Consider the following 17,155-nt stretch of genomic DNA (forward strand, 5'->3'; position numbering starts at 1 on the left):
AGTGCGATTTATTGTGAAAGTGACTTGTCTTTTTTCTCTATTTCAATGCTCTTTCCATGACCGCCATGCGGATCGGCACCCCGTTCGCCATCTGCGTAAAAATCCGTGACTGCGGGTGTTCGACAACGGCGTCGTCGATCTCGACGTTCCGGTTGACCGGGGCGGGATGCATGATGATGACATGGGGGGCGAGCTTGGCGGCCCGCTCCTCCGTCAGCCCGTACTGCAGCCGGTACTGGTCCGGCGATTTCAGCAGCCCATCGGCATGGCGCTCCAATTGTACCCGCAGCATCATAACGACATCCGCGCAAAGCGCTTCATCCATCGGTACGTAGGGAGCGTAGCGGCCGAGCTCCGGAGCCTGCATACTTTCCGGGGCGCAAAGTTTGACTTCCGCTCCCATGGTTTGCAATGCCCACAGATTGGACCGGGCCACACGGCTGTGTTTAATGTCGCCGATAATCGATACTTTCAGCCCTTTCAGTTCTCCGAAATGCTTCTGCATCGTGTACAGATCGAGCAGCGCTTGGGTCGGGTGCTCATTATTGCCGTCGCCCGCATTGACGAGCGGCACCGAGACCCGGCTGGCCAGTTCGGCCAGCACGCCGACCGGCTTTAGCCGGATGACCCCGGCGTCGATGCCCATCGATTCCAGCGTGCGTACCGTATCGTAGATGGATTCGCCTTTCTCCACGCTGGATGCGGCGGCCGCAAAGTTCAGCACCTGCGCCCCGAGCCGCTTTTCGGCCATTTCAAAAGAAAACCGGGTCCGCGTACTATTTTCAAAAAACATGTTGGCCACAAACCGATCTTTTAGCACGGGAATAACTTTCTCGCTTCTGCCTTCCCAGTAAGCGGCGCGGTTCAGAATCGACCCGATTTCCGAAGCGCTGAGGTCCTTGAGTCCAAGCAAGCTGCGGTCCTTCAATGCCGGTTGCGCAATCATCATGCTTGCTCCCCCCGATGCTGAATGATCCTGACTTCATCCTGCCCATCCGTTTCCTTCAATGCTACCTCGATCTGCTCCGACTTGGAGGTAGGTACGTTTTTCCCGATAAAATCAGGGCGGATGGGCAGCTCCCGGTGCCCGCGATCCGCGAGTACCGCCAGTTGAATGCTCTGGGGTCTCCCGCAGTCCATCAGGGCGTCCATCGCTGCGCGAATGGTGCGTCCGGTGTACAGCACATCATCAAACAAAACGACCCTTTTGTCGTGAATGGTCAGGGACTCAGGCCTCATCTTGAGGATTTCCTCGCGCTGTGCTCCGATCTGGTCCGAGCGGTCATCGCGGTAAGGAGTTACATCCAGTTCCCCCCAAGGGACCTTGGCGCCTTCAATCTCTTCAATCTTGGCGGCAATCCGTTCAGCGAGGTGTACCCCTCGGGTGCGAATGCCTATCAGCACACAGCCTTCAATTCCTTTATTTTTTTCCAGAATCTCGTGGGCAATCCGCGTTAATGCCCGGCGGATCGCCGTTTCATCCATTATGATATGTGTCTCTGTGCTCATTGCGTCAGCCTCCTCAGGATTTCCCTTCAGATCATGGCCCCGTGACGAGAGAACAAAAAAGACTCCCTGCCGGTGATGATGGCAAGGAGTCTCCAAACTTCAGCGTATGCCGAAGAACGTTTACTCTCGGGATGCATCGTCATATTATTGCCGCAGCAATAAACGATGGATCTTCACGTTACCTTGCCAGTCTCACGGGACTGATTTAAAGGTGCTATTCATGTCGGTCATATTGCAGTGCCTCACGGGGCACTTTGGTTCAATATGTCCGTTTGTCTTCATGAATTATGACAGAAAGACATCCCTCTGTCAACACCTCACCATCGCAGGCGAAAAGATTCTGCTGCGTTTCCTTTAGAATCAGCAGCCCGGCTAAAAAGGATCCATTTCCAGCACAGCTCATTTGTTATTTATAATTATACATTAATGCTGCATATTTATCCACACTAAATGTAAAACCGGCTACATGAACCCTTTACTTTCTTGATTAAAACAGGACTCTACAAGTATGATGAATGAAATCCGATATAACAGGGTAAGAAAAACGTGTGATCATATTGATGAGGAGGAAGGTATGCGCAATATTTGGCACATTTACAAAACGGACTGGCTTCACATTCTTAAGGTGCCAACGGGCATATTTCTGATTGCGGCCATTATTCTGCTCCCCGGAGTTTACGACTGGGTTAACATTAAATCGGTATGGGACCCCTACAGCAATACCCAGGGAATCAAAATTGCGGTCACTTCCGAGGACCAGGGGACAACCGTAATTGGCAAAACGATCAATATCGGAGACGAGCTGATCTCCAGTCTGAAGCAGAACCATAAACTGGGATGGGTCTTCGTGGATCGGGCAGAGGCCGCACGGGGCGTGCAGACGGGTAAATATTACGCCAGTCTGCTGATTCCGGACGATTTTTCTTCTAAAATAACAAGCATCGTGGACGGCAAGCTCGAGCGCCCACAGGTGGTATATACGGTCAATCAAAAAGTGAATGCCATCGCGCCCAAAATTACGGGCTCGGGGGTATCCGCAGTTACGACCCAAATCAACGAAAACTTCACGGAGGCGGTCAGCGAAGCCGTTCTGACCAAGCTCAAGGAAGCCGGGGTCGAAATCAACGCACAGCTTCCGACGCTGCGCAAAATGGAAACCGGGATTTTCACCTTGGAAAAAAACCTTCCCCAAATTCAAAGTCTGGGTCAAAAAATCATTGAAGTGGATCAGGCGATGCCCGGCATCGTTCAGGAAGCGCAAAAAATCGTGGAGATTGAGCAAAGACTGCCCGAAATCAACGAAGCCGCGCAAAACATCCTTAAAGTGCAGCAGCACTGGCCACAGATTGAATCCGCCGCTTCGGAGGTGTTGAAGGTCCAGGAACGCATCCCTGAGCTTCAAAAGGCGGCCAAGTTTATTCAGGACGTGGACCAGCATTTTGGCAAGGTAGCGGAAGTGATCCAGGCTGCTCTGGATCAATCGGATAAAGCGCTGAACATAGTTTCCGCAGCCGAACAGAATCTGGATAATGTGTCCCGGATCGCGGAAGAAGGGAAAGAACTGACGGAAGGGGTTACCCGCTTCATTGCTTCCAGCGAGGAGGCATTCAATCAAATCGGCCCGTCGATCAGGCAAAATCTGCTGCTCGTACAGCAGATTACCGATGCCGCCGGGGATGTGTTGGAACGATTACATAATACCGACTTGAGCAAGCTGCCTACCCCTGATGAACTGGACCGGATTGCTTCCCGTCTGGGAATCGCGGTGCGAATCGTGGACAGTACGGCGGAGCTGCTTGGCAAAATCAACGATTTCCTGCCTTCTCACCCGCTGGGAAACAAGATTTCCAAGCTGAACGACCTGTCGGATAAGCTGCAACTGCAAATCCGTCTGGTTGGAATCGTCAGCGATGCCATGCGCAGCAATGCCACTCCACCCGAAGACGTGATCGCCCGGCTGCATGGACTGTCCCGAGAAATCAGCAGCGGAATCAGCAATGTGCTGAGCACTTATGATAGCGTGATTGCCCCTGCGCTTGCCGAAGGTGCCAATCACTTAAAATCGATGCTTTCCGTTTCTTCTTCGGCTCTCCAAGCCGCCCAAGATGCCATACCGGATGTTGCTGACATTCTCGCATCGGCCAAAAACGGCATTATGCTCGGTCGGGGCGAATTGACGAAGCTGCAAGGCGATCTGCCGCAAATTCAGGACAAAGTTCACGATCTCTCGCAGACCTTGCAGGACAAAAGCAGCGCCTTTATTCAGGCGCTGAATACGGTGGCGCCGTTGATCCGCAATGATCTGCCCAAGGTCAAGGAAAAACTGGATGCAGTTTCTAATTTCGTTAGGAACGATCTGCCCCACGCGGAACAACAGATTGGCAAAGCCTCCGATTTTGTGCAAAATCAGCTTCCCGAGGTACAAAAAGGGGTAAAACGCGTGGCCGACCTGGTGCGCAGCGATCTGCCCGAATTGGAGAATGCCATCCGGAAGGCAGCGGCCAAACTGCGGGAAGTGGAAAATGACAACCATTTTGCGGAGCTTGCACGGCTGCTGCGGGGCGACATTGAGGCCGAGAGCGCTTTTCTTGCCAGTCCGGTACAAATCAAAGAAAACCAGCTGTATCCTATTCCAAATTACGGCTCGGCCATGTCACCGTTTTACGGTGTATTGTCCCTGTGGGTTGGCTCTACCCTGCTCATCTCCCTGCTTCGTGCCGAAGCCGAAAATCCGAATGGGAGTTTCCGCGCATACCAGTTGTATCTTGGTCGGCTCGGTACCTTCCTGACGATTGGATTGCTGCAGGCCGTCTGCGTTACGCTCGGGGATATCTGGATCCTTGGAACGTACGTCGCGGACAAAATATGGTTTGTACTGTTCGCCATGCTGGTGAGTGCTGTGTTCGTCACGATCACGTACACCCTGCTCTCCGTGTTTGGCAATATCGGCAAAGGCATCGCCATTATTTTCATGGTGTTCCAGTTTTCCAGCTCGGGAGGAACGTTCCCGATCAGCATGACTCCGCCTTTCTTTCAGGCACTGAATCCGTTCATGCCATTTACGTACGCCATCAGTCTGCTGCGCGAATCAGTTGGGGGCATTTTATGGGAAACCGCGCTCAAGGATGTGCTGTGTCTCTGCATCTTCATCGCGCTCAGTTTGATTATTGCCCTGGCGCTCAAACGCCCGCTCAGCAGCCTGACCAAACGTTCCGCCGAAAATGCCAAGAAAACCAAAATTATCGCTTGACCAGAACGCTCGATAGATGAAAAGCCATAAATCCGTTTGAAACGGGTTTATGGCTTTTGCTTTCCAGCCTTGACCTGATCCGGCTTACCGTACGGTATGCAGCTGCGCATACGATTCCTTGATCGTTGTCAATGTCTCCATATGACGATAGATATTGTTCCCGGCCATCACCAGCACGCTTAAGGCGAGCAGGCCTATCAGCACTTTTTTGCCCAGCCCCGGACGAAGTCGAATCACGAACCCGCCAGCCAGCAGGAAAAACGCAAACAGGTAATGCCCCGCGTACAGGTACATGTCGTATTGGAATACCGCCAGGCCAAAGCCTACGATGATATGCAGCAAAAACGCAAACAAAATGTACGGAGCCAGCGTCCATGTTTCCCGCTCCCGAATCCCGGCAATGAAACCGGCAAGCGCCAGCAGCAAAATGAAAATCCCCGTGATCTGGGCATAAAGCGGATTGGGAACCGACAGATCGGTGACAATGGCCACTATGCCCGGGTCCAGCATATGGACCTTGGGAGAAAGCATCGGGTTGATGGTCAGCAGAGTCAATGCCTTCCAATGCGCGGCAAACTGGAATGGCGCGGCATAACTTGTTCCTCCATTCTGAATGCCGAGCAGCCAATTGCTGACCCAACTGCGTCCGCCAAAGGCAAAATATTGGATCACGGTCAATACGGCGACCATGCCAACGGCCATTGCCATAATGCCCAAGTATTTTTTCCAGCCATTTCGGCTGCGCCACGCGCGCATGTTAAAGAACAACCCGGCTGCGAACGGCGCGATGTTGGTGGAGGTTAAGCCGAAATTGACGGCGGCCAGCGCGGCATTGGGCATATAGCGCACTTCTTCCCGTTCACGAGCATACTGCATATACAAGATCGAGAACAAAATGACGAACTGCACATACGGATAGGAGTCCGGGATCAATGCCGTAAACATCAGGTACGAGCTAAAGCCGAACAGCAGCGTCACCAGAAGCGAAACGATCCGCCCCCTAGCCTTTCGGCTGAGGAACAGGAAAACGAGCATCACCGACCCTGCATTCACGAAGGACTGTAATAGGAGGAAAAACCAGTTGCCTCCCAGCAGCTTCGCCCCCGCCCCTAGCGCTACCGCCAGGTAAGAGATCAGCGGGTGAATGATGGATGAGCTGTTCACGCCATAGTACATCGAAGGGTCAAAATTGAACAAGTTCAACGGAAATTCCTTCGTGTTAAACGGACTGTGGCCCCCGACAACAGCTGCGTTCCCGGCAATATACGTCACATAGGAAGCATTCATCAGGGCGTAGAATACGGCGAACCCGGCAAACAACAAGAGCGCGGTTCTATTGTTTTTGCGATCGGCAAATATGTAATCCAAAAAATTCATCGTTTCACATCCTGTTTTTTCATCTTTTCTCTAAATAAGTTGAACTATTGACTTACGTGTAAGACAGCCGTGTGAAATGTTCTTCTGAAGGTGGAAATCCGGTCACAAAGGCGAACGTTTAATCCTCAATTTATTTAAAACACCAAAAAACACAAACCACCCATTATGAAGGCGACGCCAAGCCAGCGCAACGGTCCTACCGTTTCCTTGAACGCCCACTTCGCAATCAGGAGCGTCCACACATAGGTTAAGGCATTGGCAGGAAGGACGACGGTCAGCGGCAGAAATTTCAGCAGCACGATGTTGAGCAGCGCACCCATCCCATAGAAGCCTAGCCCGAGCAGGACATGCAGCCGTTTGAGGCTTCCCGAGTAGGCTTTTAGCCCCGCCCCGCCCAGTGCTCCGCAGAGCGTCATTACAATGAGCACCGCGATCATCCAGCTATCGATCCACACTGGTCAACGTCACCCCGATTCCAAGAAGCAGGACGGCGGCCAGCTTCTGCAGTGTAATCTCTTCGCCCAGCAAGAAATACCCATAAACAAGCGCAAACACGTAACTTGCACACATTAACGGATATGCGACAGACAGCTTTTCCAGCGCAAAAGCCTTGATCATCAGAACCGCTCCCAGACCGTAACACAAAAAACCTGCCCCCAGGTAGATCCAGTTCTCCAGCCCCCATTTCCAGAACAACTGCCCCGTTGCCGTCAGGAAGGCGGAAAGCAGCATCAACAGCTTGCCCGTATGGCGCCCCTTCCCGCTTATTTCCCCCATGACAGCTCCTCCATCCCCGGAACGCGTCTGTTGATAAAGTATCGCTTGGCGACCAGCTTCATAACAGGCAGATCGGAGAGGGAATCCGAATAGGCACAGGATTGATCATAATCAATGACCATGTCCTGTTCCTGCAGATAAGCCTGAATGCGGCGCACCTTTTCCTCCCCCTTACAGTTCATTCCTTCAATTCTGCACGTATATCCGTTGGCCTGGCGGACAAGCTGCGTGCCAATGACATGATCCACCCAGGGCAGCGTTTGGAAATATTTCATGTAGGCATAAGGTGACGCCGTTACCAGCAGCACATGATAACCCTCCTGCTTGCGCTGCTGCATCTCCGAGCCGGCCTCGCCGAACATCGCCGTTCGCAAGCGGCTGTCAAAGAAATGCTCCAGGTCCTCCTCGGACATGCGTTCGATGCCTTTGAAATAAGAGCGCTTGACTTGTTCCACGCTCATAAGCCCCGCCTTGAACAAAACCGTATGAACCGCAATAACGGGCAGCCGCCACGTCAATCCGGGATAGCGGCGAATCGCGTAATGGACAAACTGGAACATCGAGTCGCTGCGTATAATCGTTTTATCAATATCAAAGATGGCTACTTTCGTACTTTTCAACCTTGGTCCTCCTTGCTCCGGCCGCGGGGATCATTCAAACACGGCCAAAATAAAAATGACGCTAATAACGTACAGGATGACGGTAATCAGGATGGGCTTGTCCTCAAATAGAACCCGGTCCGGCGAACCCCCCTGATTTTTCATGTGAATGAGATACAAGTAACGGAACATCCCATAGATGACGAATGGAATTGTCCACATCAGGTGAATGGTGCGATCGGACGTAAAGGTAAACAGCGAATAACTGATAATGGTCGCCGTCGTGACGATCGTGTTGAATTGATCCAGCAGCGTGACGGAATAATGATCGAGCACCTTGCGATGAGATCCCGTATTGCCCTCAAGCAGGGTAAGCTCATGGCGGCGCTTGCCGATAGCAAGAAACAGGGACAGCAGCATGGCGCAAATCAGGAACCATGGGGTGAAAGGCACATGAATCAGCAACCCACCTGCGATCGCGCGCAGCACAAACCCGGCGGCAATGGCCATGACGTCGAGAATGACCAGATGCTTGAGCACGAACGAATACAATACGTTCAGCACGAAATAGAAGATGCACAATACACCGAATAGCGGATTCAGGAAAAAGGCCGTGAGCACGGACAGCAGAAGCAGTACGATGCCAAACAGCAGCGCATGTGCCGGATTTACCTGTCCCGAGGCGATCGGGCGATTTTTTTTCACGGGATGCTGCCGATCCCTCTCCCGGTCCACATAATCATTCAAAATATAAACGCAGCCCGCAACCAGACTGAACAAAATAAATCCAGCAACGGTCGATATCATCGTTTCCGTGCGAATTTCCTCAAAGGAAAACAGCAGCGCGGCAAACAGCAGCAAATTTTTCGTCCATTGCTTCGGACGCAGCAGCCGCAGCAAACCGGCGGCGACACTGCCGGTTTCGGCAGACCCCGAGGATGAAGAGTTGGTACGTGAGAATAGCAATTCCAATAAACTCCTTTCAAAAAACGTTTCGACTTTATCATAACAAGTTGGACTACTCTTTTTCCATACCTGGCTTTACTGCACCATACAAATAACGTAAAAAGTTAATCATAGGTTGCTTGGCACTTTTTGTAAAGTGCAAATTTTGGAATCCGAATCCGGCGAACGCCAAAAAAGAGACCGTTTCCGGTCTCTTATAGGTTTGAAGCTATATACAAATCATTAAAATTCAAATGGCACATCACTCAGGCGCCGTTGGATTTCTGCGATCACCCGCTTTTCCTCTTCTTCGCCCCCGGCGATAAAGGTTACGGAGAAACGAACAAAGCTGCCCGCGTCATCCCAAGGCACCGTAGAGATCAGTTTCTCACGGATCAGGTACTGCGAGAAATCTTCGGCCGTGGCGAAGGAAGGTCCGCCTTTAACACCCTTTGGCGCCTTTACGTAAAGAAAGAAAGACCCCTGCGGCTTTTTGGCCTTGAAACCCAGCTCATTCAATGCACCGACGAGCATATCGTGACGGCGGGAATACTTTTCCGCGATCTTTTCGGTAATCTCCGGATGGGCCAGACCATAGGCGGCCGCCTTTTGGATCGCGATAAACTGTCCGGAGTCGTTATTGTCCTTCACATCGCTAAACGCTTTGACAATGAGCGGATTGCCGGCTACAAACCCGATTCTCCAGCCCGTCATATTGTACGATTTGGACAGGGAATGCAGCTCCACTCCGACATCCTTCGCCCCGGGGACGGACAGAAAGCTCAGCGGCTTCAAACCGTCATAGGTTAAAGCGGCATAAGGAGCATCGTGGACTACGATCACCTCATATTTTCGGGCCCATTCCACCACTTCCGCAAAGAATTCCGCCGTTGCGCTGGCTCCTGTCGGATTATTCGGATAATTCAAATAAAGTAGCTTCGCTTTCCGCGCCACCTCTTCCGGGATCGAAGCCAAATCCGGCAGGAAATGGTTCTCTTCCGTCAGCGAAACGGTATATACTTCCCCGCCCAAATATTTCGTGTGCGTCCCAAGGATCGGGTACCCCGGTACCGTCATAATCGTGATGTCACCGGGATTGATGAAGCAGGATGGTAGCATGGCCAACGCCGGTTTTGACCCGATCGAATGCACGATTTCCGTAGCGGGATCGATGCCTTCCACGCCGAACACGGCCTTGAGATACGCCGCCGCCGCTTCCTTGAATTCGGAAATCCCGTTATCCGCATAACCACGGTTTTCCGGTTTTGCCGCTTCCTCGGCCAGCTTGGCCACGATGCCGCTATCCGCCATTTCGTCCGGCTCGCCGACGCCCATATCGATCAGCTCGACGTCGGGGAAATCTTTCTTGGCCGCCGCTTTAGCCCGTTTGATTTTTTCGAATTTATAAATAGCGGTGTCTTTGCCGTAGTTGGCACCGCCGATCCGGTTTGCAAATTGCTGCTGGATGTATGTGCTCTGATAAGTTTCGACGCTCATGAAAAGTCCATCTCCTTCTCGAAATCTCCTTTTAAATATGCGGGATTTGTGCTTGTTAGAGAATGGATTAATCACCAGATCGTTTGTACTTTTCAACCTAGCTACGAGAATGAAGTCAGTTTTTCTGACATTAAAAAAAACACCTGCCGCTCCACCCCTGAGGGTGAAGACAAGCAGATGCTTTATACTCTATCTATTGCGCAGCGAATGAAGAAGATCCTCCATATCTTGCGGGATCGGAGCCTGGAACTCCAGGTATTCCCCGGTCGTCGGATGCACGAATCCGAGGACCGCGGCATGCAGGGCTTGGCCGGCCATTTTAATTCCCTTGCTGCGTCCGTATAACGGATCACCGACAAGCGGGTGTCCGATAAATTTCATATGGACCCGGATTTGGTGGGTGCGACCCGTTTCGAGCTTCAACTCCAACAGCGTGTAGTCGCCAAAACGTTCCGTGACCTGGAAATGCGTGACAGCGGGTTTGCTGTTGCGCTCGATCACTGTATACATTTTGCGGTCATGCGGGTCGCGTCCGATCGGCGCGTCCACGGTTCCTTGATCATGCGCGACGTTTCCGTGCACCAGAGCATAATATTTACGGGTCACCGAATGCTCCTTCAACTGGGCGGCCAGAGATGCGTGCGCCTTGTCATTTTTGGCGGCCATCAAGAGGCCCGAGGTATCTTTATCGATCCGGTGTACAATTCCCGGCCGCAATTCACCGTTGATCCCGGAAAGGTCTCTGCAATGGTACATCAACGCGTTGACCAGCGTTCCCGTGGCATGGCCCGGCGCCGGATGGACGACCATCCCCCGCTTCTTATTGACCACAATGACATCGCTATCCTCGTAGTATACCTCTAAAGGAATATCCTCCGGAGCAATTTCGGTTGTTTCCGCTTCCGGAATCTGAAGCACAATGAGATCACCCGCTGCGATTTTATAATTCGCCTTAACCGGCGAACCGTTTACGGTAATATCTCCATTTTCGATCCACAACTGAATCTGGCTGCGCGAAGTATCCTCGCCCATCTGGGATTTCACATATTTGTCAAGCCGGTCTTTGGCGGACTCGTCATCCGCTGTCCATTCCAATACACCTTCATCCATATCAAACTGCGATATTTCTTCCGTCATACTTGTTTCTGCTCCTCCTGTTTGCTCTCGGCCTACTTACGTTTTTCCCGGCGCATTTCCAGGATGGAATCCAGCACGATCAAGGCCACTCCGATCACGATACAGGAGTCCGCCACATTGAAAATCGGAAATGTGTATGTGCCGAAGTTAAATTGCAGGAAATCGACAACCTCTCCGGCAACCGCCCGGTCCAGAAAATTGCCGACGGCTCCGCCCAAAACGAGCGAGAGCGCGGTAGGCAGCAACTTGTTGCCCGAGGATTTCACCTTATTCAAATACCAAATAATCCCCGCCACCACGATAACGGTGATCGTGACGAAGAACCACCGCTTTCCTTCCAAAATGCCAAAGGCGGCTCCGGTATTCCGATGGGATGTAATCAGAAAAAAATTGCCGATCACCGGAATTTGATCCCCGATGGTCAGGTTGACGGCAATTAAATATTTCGTTCCTTGGTCGATTAAAAACAGAATAAAAGCAAGCAAAAAATAGATCACGCGGAAAGTCACCTCGTTTTTTCGTTGGCTGCCGGCTGAAGTTCCAGGGCAGAATTAACCACATTCAGGACTTGTATATTGTAGCACAGCCGCAATTCCCCCGTCCATGAGCGATAGGATTTTCCTTAGGTAAAACGTCATGGTTCTGCACAAAATACCTGTACGTTCTTATTTCCCTACATTGTTTTACGGAACTACGGAAAGGAGATCAGGCCATGTCTCATTTGACACCCCAGCAGTTGGCTGAACTAAAAGCGGATCTGGAGGCCGCCCGGGAGGATGCTTATCACCTGCTGGTGGACAAGGATCATTATAGTCTTCGCGGCTCACTGCGGGACAATACCAGTGAATTGTCCCCGATCGACAACCATCCCGCCGATGTCGGAACGGAAATGTTTGAACGCGGTAAAGATTTGGCGCTTAACGAGCATAATGAACTGTTGCTTTACCGGATTGAAGATGCCTTGAACCGAATGGCCGAGGGGCGGTATGGCTACTGCCAAACCTGCGGCGAACCGATCAGCTTCGAACGGCTAAAGGCGTTGCCCGAAACGGCCTATTGCCAAAAAGACAGCCCCCAGTCTTTCGTTTCCGCCTCCAGACCGGTGGAAGAGGTGTTCCTCAACCCGCCGTTCGGCCGGACCAGCCTGGATGAACGCGACGATCAGAACGGCTTTGATGGGGAGGACGCCTGGCAGATTGTCGAGAGTTTCGGTACCTCCAATTCTCCCGCACTGGCCGAAGACAATGAAATCGACGACTACAATGATATGGAGATCGAGGCCTCCGAGGAACTGGAAGGATTTGTCGAGCCATACGAATCGTTTGTCGCTACGGACATTTACGGCGAAAACGCCGTCTTCTACCGCAACGGCGTGTACCGCAAGCATATGCAAGCAACGAAACATCTGGAGAGCGAGGACTCGCTCGGGACCGGGTCTAATAGGTATTGAGTTCCAACTGCCTTTGCACGATCCGAACGATATCGGCGATGTAATCGCCGATGATCGGCAGGTTGAGCGCCCCCAGCACTTGCAGGACGTAGATGATTGTGGCGGCAAAAAAAGTAAACCCGATCGCAATCCCGACCCCGCGTGCCGTTCCGGATAGCAGATTCAGCAGGAGAAGGCGCCATGGCCGATTGAGCAGCGCGGTGTATTCGGCAATTCTGGATTTTTCGAGTTGCCTCGTCCACTCTAGCGTTAGCCGGTACATGGCGCCGATCTGTTCTTCGGCGGTCTGTCCGGGAACGGTCCCGCTATTCTCCAATTTATCGGCCGGCTGCGGCCGCTCCTCGTTCTTTGCCTTGCGACGCTTCATGCGGCACCTCCGGGCAAAATGAAACGAGCCAAGACGGGCTCCTTCCCTAAAGTTAGGAAGCATGCCCACCCAAGCTCGTTTCTCTTGGTTATTTCTAGTATGGCCGCCTGGTGGCGGCGTCATACTATTTAAAGAACCGGTCCTTAATCTTTAATAAGAACCCCGATCTGTTTGCTTCCCAGGTCGATGGTTTCTCCCCGTCCGTTCAAGCTTTCAAAAGCCACATCCGTAATCAGGACATTATCCCTCAGCACGTTTTCGAAAGCCTGGATGGCCGCTTTCAGCTCCTCATCCACTTCAAGCGTCAAATGCACTCTTTTTTCAATCGGCAAGTCCAGTTTTTTACGAGTATCCTGAACGGCGCGGACCACTTCGCGAACCCAACCTTCTTGAGCAAGCTCCGGTGTGATATCGGTGTTCAGTGCCACGGTAAGTCCGTAACCCGAGGCGGACGCAAAACCGGCTTTCGCCTGTTTCTCGACAAGTAGTTCATCCACGCTCACATGAAGTTCTTCGCCTTCAGGGGAAGTCACGTTCACCCCGCCGTTCTCCACGATCTTACGGGTTTCACCCGCCGGCAGCCCTTTAAGGAAGCCCTGCAGAAAACCGACGTTCTTCCCGTATTTCTTCCCGGCAACCTTGAGGTTCAGCTTCAGCGTAAAGTCGACAAACCCGCTGTCGCTCGACTCGATTTCAATCGCCTTCACGTTGATTTCGTCCTTGATGATTTCCTCGTATTCGGAAACCGCGAATTCCCGGTCCATCGACACGATCAGACTCGACAGCGGCTGGCGCGTTTTGATGCCCGTTTCGTTGCGTACGTTGCGGGCCAGTTCGACGATTTGCCGCGCGCTTTCCATGTCCGCCTCCAGAGCCTTGTCGATCAAAGCTTCGTCCGCCTGCGGATAATCCGCCAAATGCACGCTTTCTCCTCCGCCCAGATTCGTAAAGATATCCTCGGACAGCATCGGCGTGAACGGAGCCATCAGTTTGGCCAGCGTCAACAGCACATGCACCAGGGTTTGATAGGCGGAAATTTTATCCTCGCCAAGGCCGCTGCCCCAGAAACGGTCGCGCGAACGGCGGATATACCAGTTGCTGAGTTCGTCGATAAAGCCTTCGATCGCTCTCGAGGTGTTAACAAAGTCGTTGACCGCCAGCCCTTTATCAACCGATCCGATCAAGCTGTTAAGCCGGGACAAAATCCAGCGGTCCAGCTTGTTCTCGGATAGGCGGAACGCATGCTCTTCCGGTTTATAACCGTCAATGCTCGCATACAGAGTCAGGAACGCGTGCGTGTTGACCAAGGTATCGATCACCTTGGACTTCGCTTCCGCTACGATCCCCTTGGAGAAGCGTTTGCTGTTCCAAGGAGCGCTGTCGGAAAGCAGAGCCCAGCGGAACGCGTCGGTGCCGAATTCGTTGATGATGTCCCAAGGGTCGATGACGTTGCCTTTGGATTTGGACATTTTTTGCCCGTTCTCGTCCAATACATGCCCTGTGGCGATGACCGCTTTGTAAGGGGCTTTGCCCGTAAACAGCGTCGAAACGGCCAGCAGACTGTAGAACCAGCCGCGGGTCTGGTCGATCCCCTCGCAGATCATATCCGCCGGGAACTGCTCTTCAAACGTTTTTTCGTTCTCGAACGGGTAATGGTGCTGCGCGAACGGCATCGAGCCGCTGTCGAACCAAACGTCGATCACTTCGCTCGTCCGCTCCATGACACCGCCCTCGCAGTGCGGGCAGCTCACGCGGACTTCATCCACATAAGGTTTGTGCAGCTCCAACTCTTCGCTGACTTCGCCGACCGCTTTGGCCCGCAGTTCGGCAATGCTGTGCGGCGCGAACTGACCGCCGCAGTCCTTGCACACCCATACGTTCAGCGGTGTGCCCCAATAGCGGTTCCGGCTGATATTCCAGTCCACCAGTTCCTCCAGGAACTTGCCGAAACGCCCTTCACGAACGTGTCCAGGGTACCAGGTCACCGAATTGTTATTGGCGATCAGTTGGTCTTTCACCGCCGTCGTCGCGATAAACCAGCTGTCCATCGCGTAGTAGAGCAGCGGCGACTTACAGCGCCAGCAGAACGGGTAACTGTGCTCGTATTTCTCTTTGCTGTACAGCAGCCCTTTTTCCGAGAGGGCTTTTACGATATCCAGATCGCAATCCTTAACGAAACGGCCGGCAAAATCGGTCACCGTCTCCGTATAACGGCCTTGCCCATTCACGACGCTGACAAAGCTGATGCCGTTCTCCTTGCAAGTGCGGTAATCGTCTTCCCCGTGAGCCGGTGCCATATGCACGATCCCGGTCCCGCTCGCATCGGTGACGAACGAAGCGCCGACGATGACGTTCACTTTTTCCGCCTGGATATAGCTAAACGGGGAGGCATAGGTTTTTCCGACCAACTCGGAACCTTTCAGGGTCGATTCGACGCTGTAGTCGCCCTTCATCACCTTTTCCACCAGGTTCTTGGCGACGATATAGACACCGTCCTCCTGCTTCACTCTGGCGTATTCCATCTCGGGATTTACCGCCAGCGCCACGTGGGCCGGCAGCGTCCAAGGCGTGGTCGTCCAGGCCAGTACATACTCTCCCGTCCCATCCAGCTTGAATTTGGCGGTCGCACTTAAATCCTTGACATCTTCGTATCCTTGGGCCACCTCGTGCGAACTGAGCGAAGTCTGACAACACGGGCAGTACGGGCTGACCCGGTGGCCTTTGTACAGCAGTCCCTTGTCATGAATCGTAGCCAGAATGTTCCACACGCTCTCGATATACTTATTATCCAGCGTAATGTATGGATCGTCGAGATCCGTCCAGTAGGCGATCGCCTCGGTAAATTCCCGCCACTGCTTCTCGTAGCCAAAAACGCTCGCTTTGCATTTTTTAACGAACGCCTCGATCCCGTAATTCTCGATCTCCTGCTTCCCGGAGATGCCCAGCTCCTTCTCCACGCCGAGTTCCACCGGCAGTCCGTGGGTATCCCACCCGGCTTTCCGGACGACGCGATAACCTTTCATCGTCTGATAGCGGCCGACGAAGTCCTTGATCACCCGGCCGAGCACATGCCCGATATGCGGCATACCGTTGGCCGTCGGAGGGCCTTCAAAAAATACGTAGTTCGGCCGCCCTTCCCGGTTTTCAATACTGCGCTTGAACGTATTCTCACTGCTCCATTTGTTCAGAATCCGCAGATCCCGTGTCCGTGCTTGCTCTTTGACGTCGACTTTTTTCATGTCTTTCTTCGACTTCCTTTCTCTTCAAATCATAAAGTGAAACAAAAAAAGCCTCGCCCCAAAAGGGACGAGACTTACGCTCGCGTTACCACCCTTGTTTCACACGCCAAGACCCGATTTAATCCCGTTACGCGTGACACTTTGATCCCATACGCTTCATATGGGGCCGGTGTAACGGTCGGCGGCCGGCATAGCTTACGCTTTCCACTCGGGAAATTCAGCCAGGCTTCTCCGGGAGGATCTTCCGTCAGCGTCTTGGACATTGGCTTTCAGCGAAGGTGCCAACTCTCTGGGGAACAAAATCGCCGCGTACTGCTTCCCATCATTGAATCATATGTGGGACCGGCATCAGCCAGTCATGTATGATAATATTTATAACGTATGATCGCGGGTCATGTCAACCCGGACTAGGCTTAATAAATTTCTTTGACCTCTCGGCTCTGCTCTTGCTCGAAGGAGCGATCCCGGGTGCTGTCCAGCGATTCCCAGCCTTCCTGGCTGAGCAAATCCAGCTGTGCCTCCACCAGTGTGCGGAACCGTGCTCTGTAAATCGAGGCCTGCTTCTTCAGTTCCTCGACCTCCATGGCGATTCTACGCGATTTGGCCAGCGATTCGTTGACGATCCGGTCCGCGTTCTTCTCGGCTTCCTTCACGATCAACTGCGCTTCCTTCTTCGCGTTATTCTTCACTTCGTCAGCCGCTTCCTGAGCCACGATAATCGTCTTGCTGAGCGTTTCCTCGATATTGGCGAAATGATCCAATTTCTCCTGGAGCGCAAGCAGTTGATTATGAAGTTCTTTATTCTCCCGGATCACGATCTCGTAATCCTTGATGACCTGATCAAGGAATTCATTGACTTCATCTTCATCATAGCCGCGTAAGCGTCTAGAAAACTCCTTGTTATGTATATCCAGCGGGGTTAATGGCATGATCCGCACCTCCTAATGTATTCGAACCTTCCCTTGCGGGAAGCTGCTTCTCAATCGTAGGTAGTTAAATTCGACAGGA

At 52.6% G+C, this 17,155-nt stretch carries 15 protein-coding genes and 1 other annotated feature; of the genes, 2 read left to right on the top strand and 13 right to left on the bottom strand.

The features are described 5' to 3' along the window. Window positions 1-37 precede the first annotated feature (37 nt). Window positions 38-949, bottom strand: coding sequence for an aspartate carbamoyltransferase catalytic subunit (locus V4U84_RS12775; protein WP_334071872.1), 912 nt, complete (start codon window positions 947-949; stop codon window positions 38-40). Then, window positions 946-1,509 (bottom strand): bifunctional pyr operon transcriptional regulator/uracil phosphoribosyltransferase PyrR, encoded by a 564-nt coding sequence (gene pyrR / locus V4U84_RS12780; protein ID WP_334071873.1) that lies wholly within the window; start codon window positions 1,507-1,509, stop codon window positions 946-948. The genes V4U84_RS12775 and pyrR overlap by 4 nt, the downstream gene beginning before the upstream one ends. A gap of 574 nt (window positions 1,510-2,083) precedes the next feature. On the opposite strand from pyrR, the gene V4U84_RS12785 reads away from it, so the two are divergent. Then, window positions 2,084-4,759 (top strand): YhgE/Pip domain-containing protein, encoded by a 2,676-nt coding sequence (locus V4U84_RS12785; protein ID WP_334071874.1) that lies wholly within the window; start codon window positions 2,084-2,086, stop codon window positions 4,757-4,759. An 84-nt stretch (window positions 4,760-4,843) separates the two neighbouring features. Here V4U84_RS12785 and V4U84_RS12790 read toward each other — a convergent pair whose 3' ends face one another. The 8 genes from V4U84_RS12790 to lspA all read right to left on the bottom strand — a co-directional run bounded on the left by V4U84_RS12790 (window position 4,844) and on the right by lspA (window position 11,588). Then, complete coding sequence (locus tag V4U84_RS12790; RefSeq protein WP_334071875.1) at window positions 4,844-6,136, bottom strand: DUF6080 domain-containing protein; 1,293 nt, start codon at window positions 6,134-6,136, stop codon at window positions 4,844-4,846. A gap of 134 nt (window positions 6,137-6,270) precedes the next feature. Further along, a complete protein-coding gene (locus tag V4U84_RS12795; RefSeq protein ID WP_334071876.1) occupies window positions 6,271-6,591 on the bottom strand; it encodes a DMT family transporter in 321 nt (106 codons plus the stop codon). Beyond that, window positions 6,578-6,913, bottom strand: coding sequence for an EamA family transporter (locus V4U84_RS12800; RefSeq protein ID WP_334071877.1), 336 nt, complete (start codon window positions 6,911-6,913; stop codon window positions 6,578-6,580). Before V4U84_RS12800 ends, V4U84_RS12795 begins: the two co-directional genes overlap by 14 nt. Then, complete coding sequence (locus V4U84_RS12805) at window positions 6,901-7,533, bottom strand: HAD family hydrolase (protein WP_334071878.1); 633 nt, start codon at window positions 7,531-7,533, stop codon at window positions 6,901-6,903. The genes V4U84_RS12800 and V4U84_RS12805 overlap by 13 nt, the downstream gene beginning before the upstream one ends. Before the next feature lie 30 nt (window positions 7,534-7,563). Further along, complete coding sequence (locus tag V4U84_RS12810; protein WP_334071879.1) at window positions 7,564-8,478, bottom strand: decaprenyl-phosphate phosphoribosyltransferase; 915 nt, start codon at window positions 8,476-8,478, stop codon at window positions 7,564-7,566. Window positions 8,479-8,700: 222 nt separating this feature from the next. Next, window positions 8,701-9,954 (bottom strand): LL-diaminopimelate aminotransferase, encoded by a 1,254-nt coding sequence (locus V4U84_RS12815; protein ID WP_334071880.1) that lies wholly within the window; start codon window positions 9,952-9,954, stop codon window positions 8,701-8,703. Window positions 9,955-10,143: 189 nt separating this feature from the next. Further along, window positions 10,144-11,091, bottom strand: coding sequence for an RluA family pseudouridine synthase (locus V4U84_RS12820; RefSeq protein WP_334071881.1), 948 nt, complete (start codon window positions 11,089-11,091; stop codon window positions 10,144-10,146). A 32-nt stretch (window positions 11,092-11,123) separates the two neighbouring features. Beyond that, entirely contained in the window at window positions 11,124-11,588 is a 465-nt protein-coding gene (gene lspA / locus V4U84_RS12825) for a signal peptidase II (RefSeq protein ID WP_334071882.1), read from the bottom strand. A gap of 215 nt (window positions 11,589-11,803) precedes the next feature. On the opposite strand from lspA, the gene V4U84_RS12830 reads away from it, so the two are divergent. After that, window positions 11,804-12,541, top strand: a complete 738-nt coding sequence (locus V4U84_RS12830) for a TraR/DksA C4-type zinc finger protein (RefSeq protein ID WP_334071883.1) — start codon at window positions 11,804-11,806, stop codon at window positions 12,539-12,541. Here V4U84_RS12830 and V4U84_RS12835 read toward each other — a convergent pair. From V4U84_RS12835 to V4U84_RS12845, 3 genes are all read right to left on the bottom strand, one after another. Further along, the gene (locus tag V4U84_RS12835; RefSeq protein WP_334071884.1) at window positions 12,528-12,908 is read right to left on the bottom strand and encodes a DUF5665 domain-containing protein; all 381 of its coding nucleotides are present in this window, start codon (window positions 12,906-12,908) and stop codon (window positions 12,528-12,530) included. The two genes, V4U84_RS12830 and V4U84_RS12835, sit on opposite strands and share 14 nt — an antisense overlap. A gap of 143 nt (window positions 12,909-13,051) precedes the next feature. Then, a complete protein-coding gene (gene ileS, locus V4U84_RS12840) occupies window positions 13,052-16,147 on the bottom strand; it encodes an isoleucine--tRNA ligase (protein WP_334071885.1) in 3,096 nt (1,031 codons plus the stop codon). A 60-nt stretch (window positions 16,148-16,207) separates the two neighbouring features. Further along, window positions 16,208-16,482 (bottom strand) — a binding site (T-box leader). Window positions 16,483-16,560: 78 nt separating this feature from the next. Then, a complete protein-coding gene (locus V4U84_RS12845; RefSeq protein ID WP_334071886.1) occupies window positions 16,561-17,076 on the bottom strand; it encodes a DivIVA domain-containing protein in 516 nt (171 codons plus the stop codon). Between the last annotated feature and the right edge of the window lie 79 nt (window positions 17,077-17,155).

The sequence above is a fragment of the Paenibacillus sanfengchensis genome (assembly GCF_036864765.1).
GTDB lineage: Bacteria > Bacillota > Bacilli > Paenibacillales > Paenibacillaceae > Fontibacillus > Fontibacillus sanfengchensis.

Excerpts from the sequence above, each read along its gene's own strand:
- V4U84_RS12775 (WP_334071872.1), bottom strand. The coding sequence starts at position 949 with ATGATGATTGCGCAACCGGCATTGAAGGACCGCAGCTTGCTTGGACTC.
- pyrR (WP_334071873.1), bottom strand. The coding sequence starts at position 1,509 with ATGAGCACAGAGACACATATCATAATGGATGAAACGGCGATCCGCCGG.
- V4U84_RS12785 (WP_334071874.1), top strand. The coding sequence starts at position 2,084 with ATGCGCAATATTTGGCACATTTACAAAACGGACTGGCTTCACATTCTT.
- V4U84_RS12790 (WP_334071875.1), bottom strand. The coding sequence starts at position 6,136 with ATGAATTTTTTGGATTACATATTTGCCGATCGCAAAAACAATAGAACC.
- V4U84_RS12800 (WP_334071877.1), bottom strand. The coding sequence starts at position 6,913 with ATGGGGGAAATAAGCGGGAAGGGGCGCCATACGGGCAAGCTGTTGATG.
- V4U84_RS12815 (WP_334071880.1), bottom strand. The coding sequence starts at position 9,954 with ATGAGCGTCGAAACTTATCAGAGCACATACATCCAGCAGCAATTTGCA.
- V4U84_RS12820 (WP_334071881.1), bottom strand. The coding sequence starts at position 11,091 with ATGACGGAAGAAATATCGCAGTTTGATATGGATGAAGGTGTATTGGAA.
- V4U84_RS12830 (WP_334071883.1), top strand. The coding sequence starts at position 11,804 with ATGTCTCATTTGACACCCCAGCAGTTGGCTGAACTAAAAGCGGATCTG.
- V4U84_RS12835 (WP_334071884.1), bottom strand. The coding sequence starts at position 12,908 with ATGAAGCGTCGCAAGGCAAAGAACGAGGAGCGGCCGCAGCCGGCCGAT.
- ileS (WP_334071885.1), bottom strand. The coding sequence starts at position 16,147 with ATGAAAAAAGTCGACGTCAAAGAGCAAGCACGGACACGGGATCTGCGG.
- V4U84_RS12845 (WP_334071886.1), bottom strand. The coding sequence starts at position 17,076 with ATGCCATTAACCCCGCTGGATATACATAACAAGGAGTTTTCTAGACGC.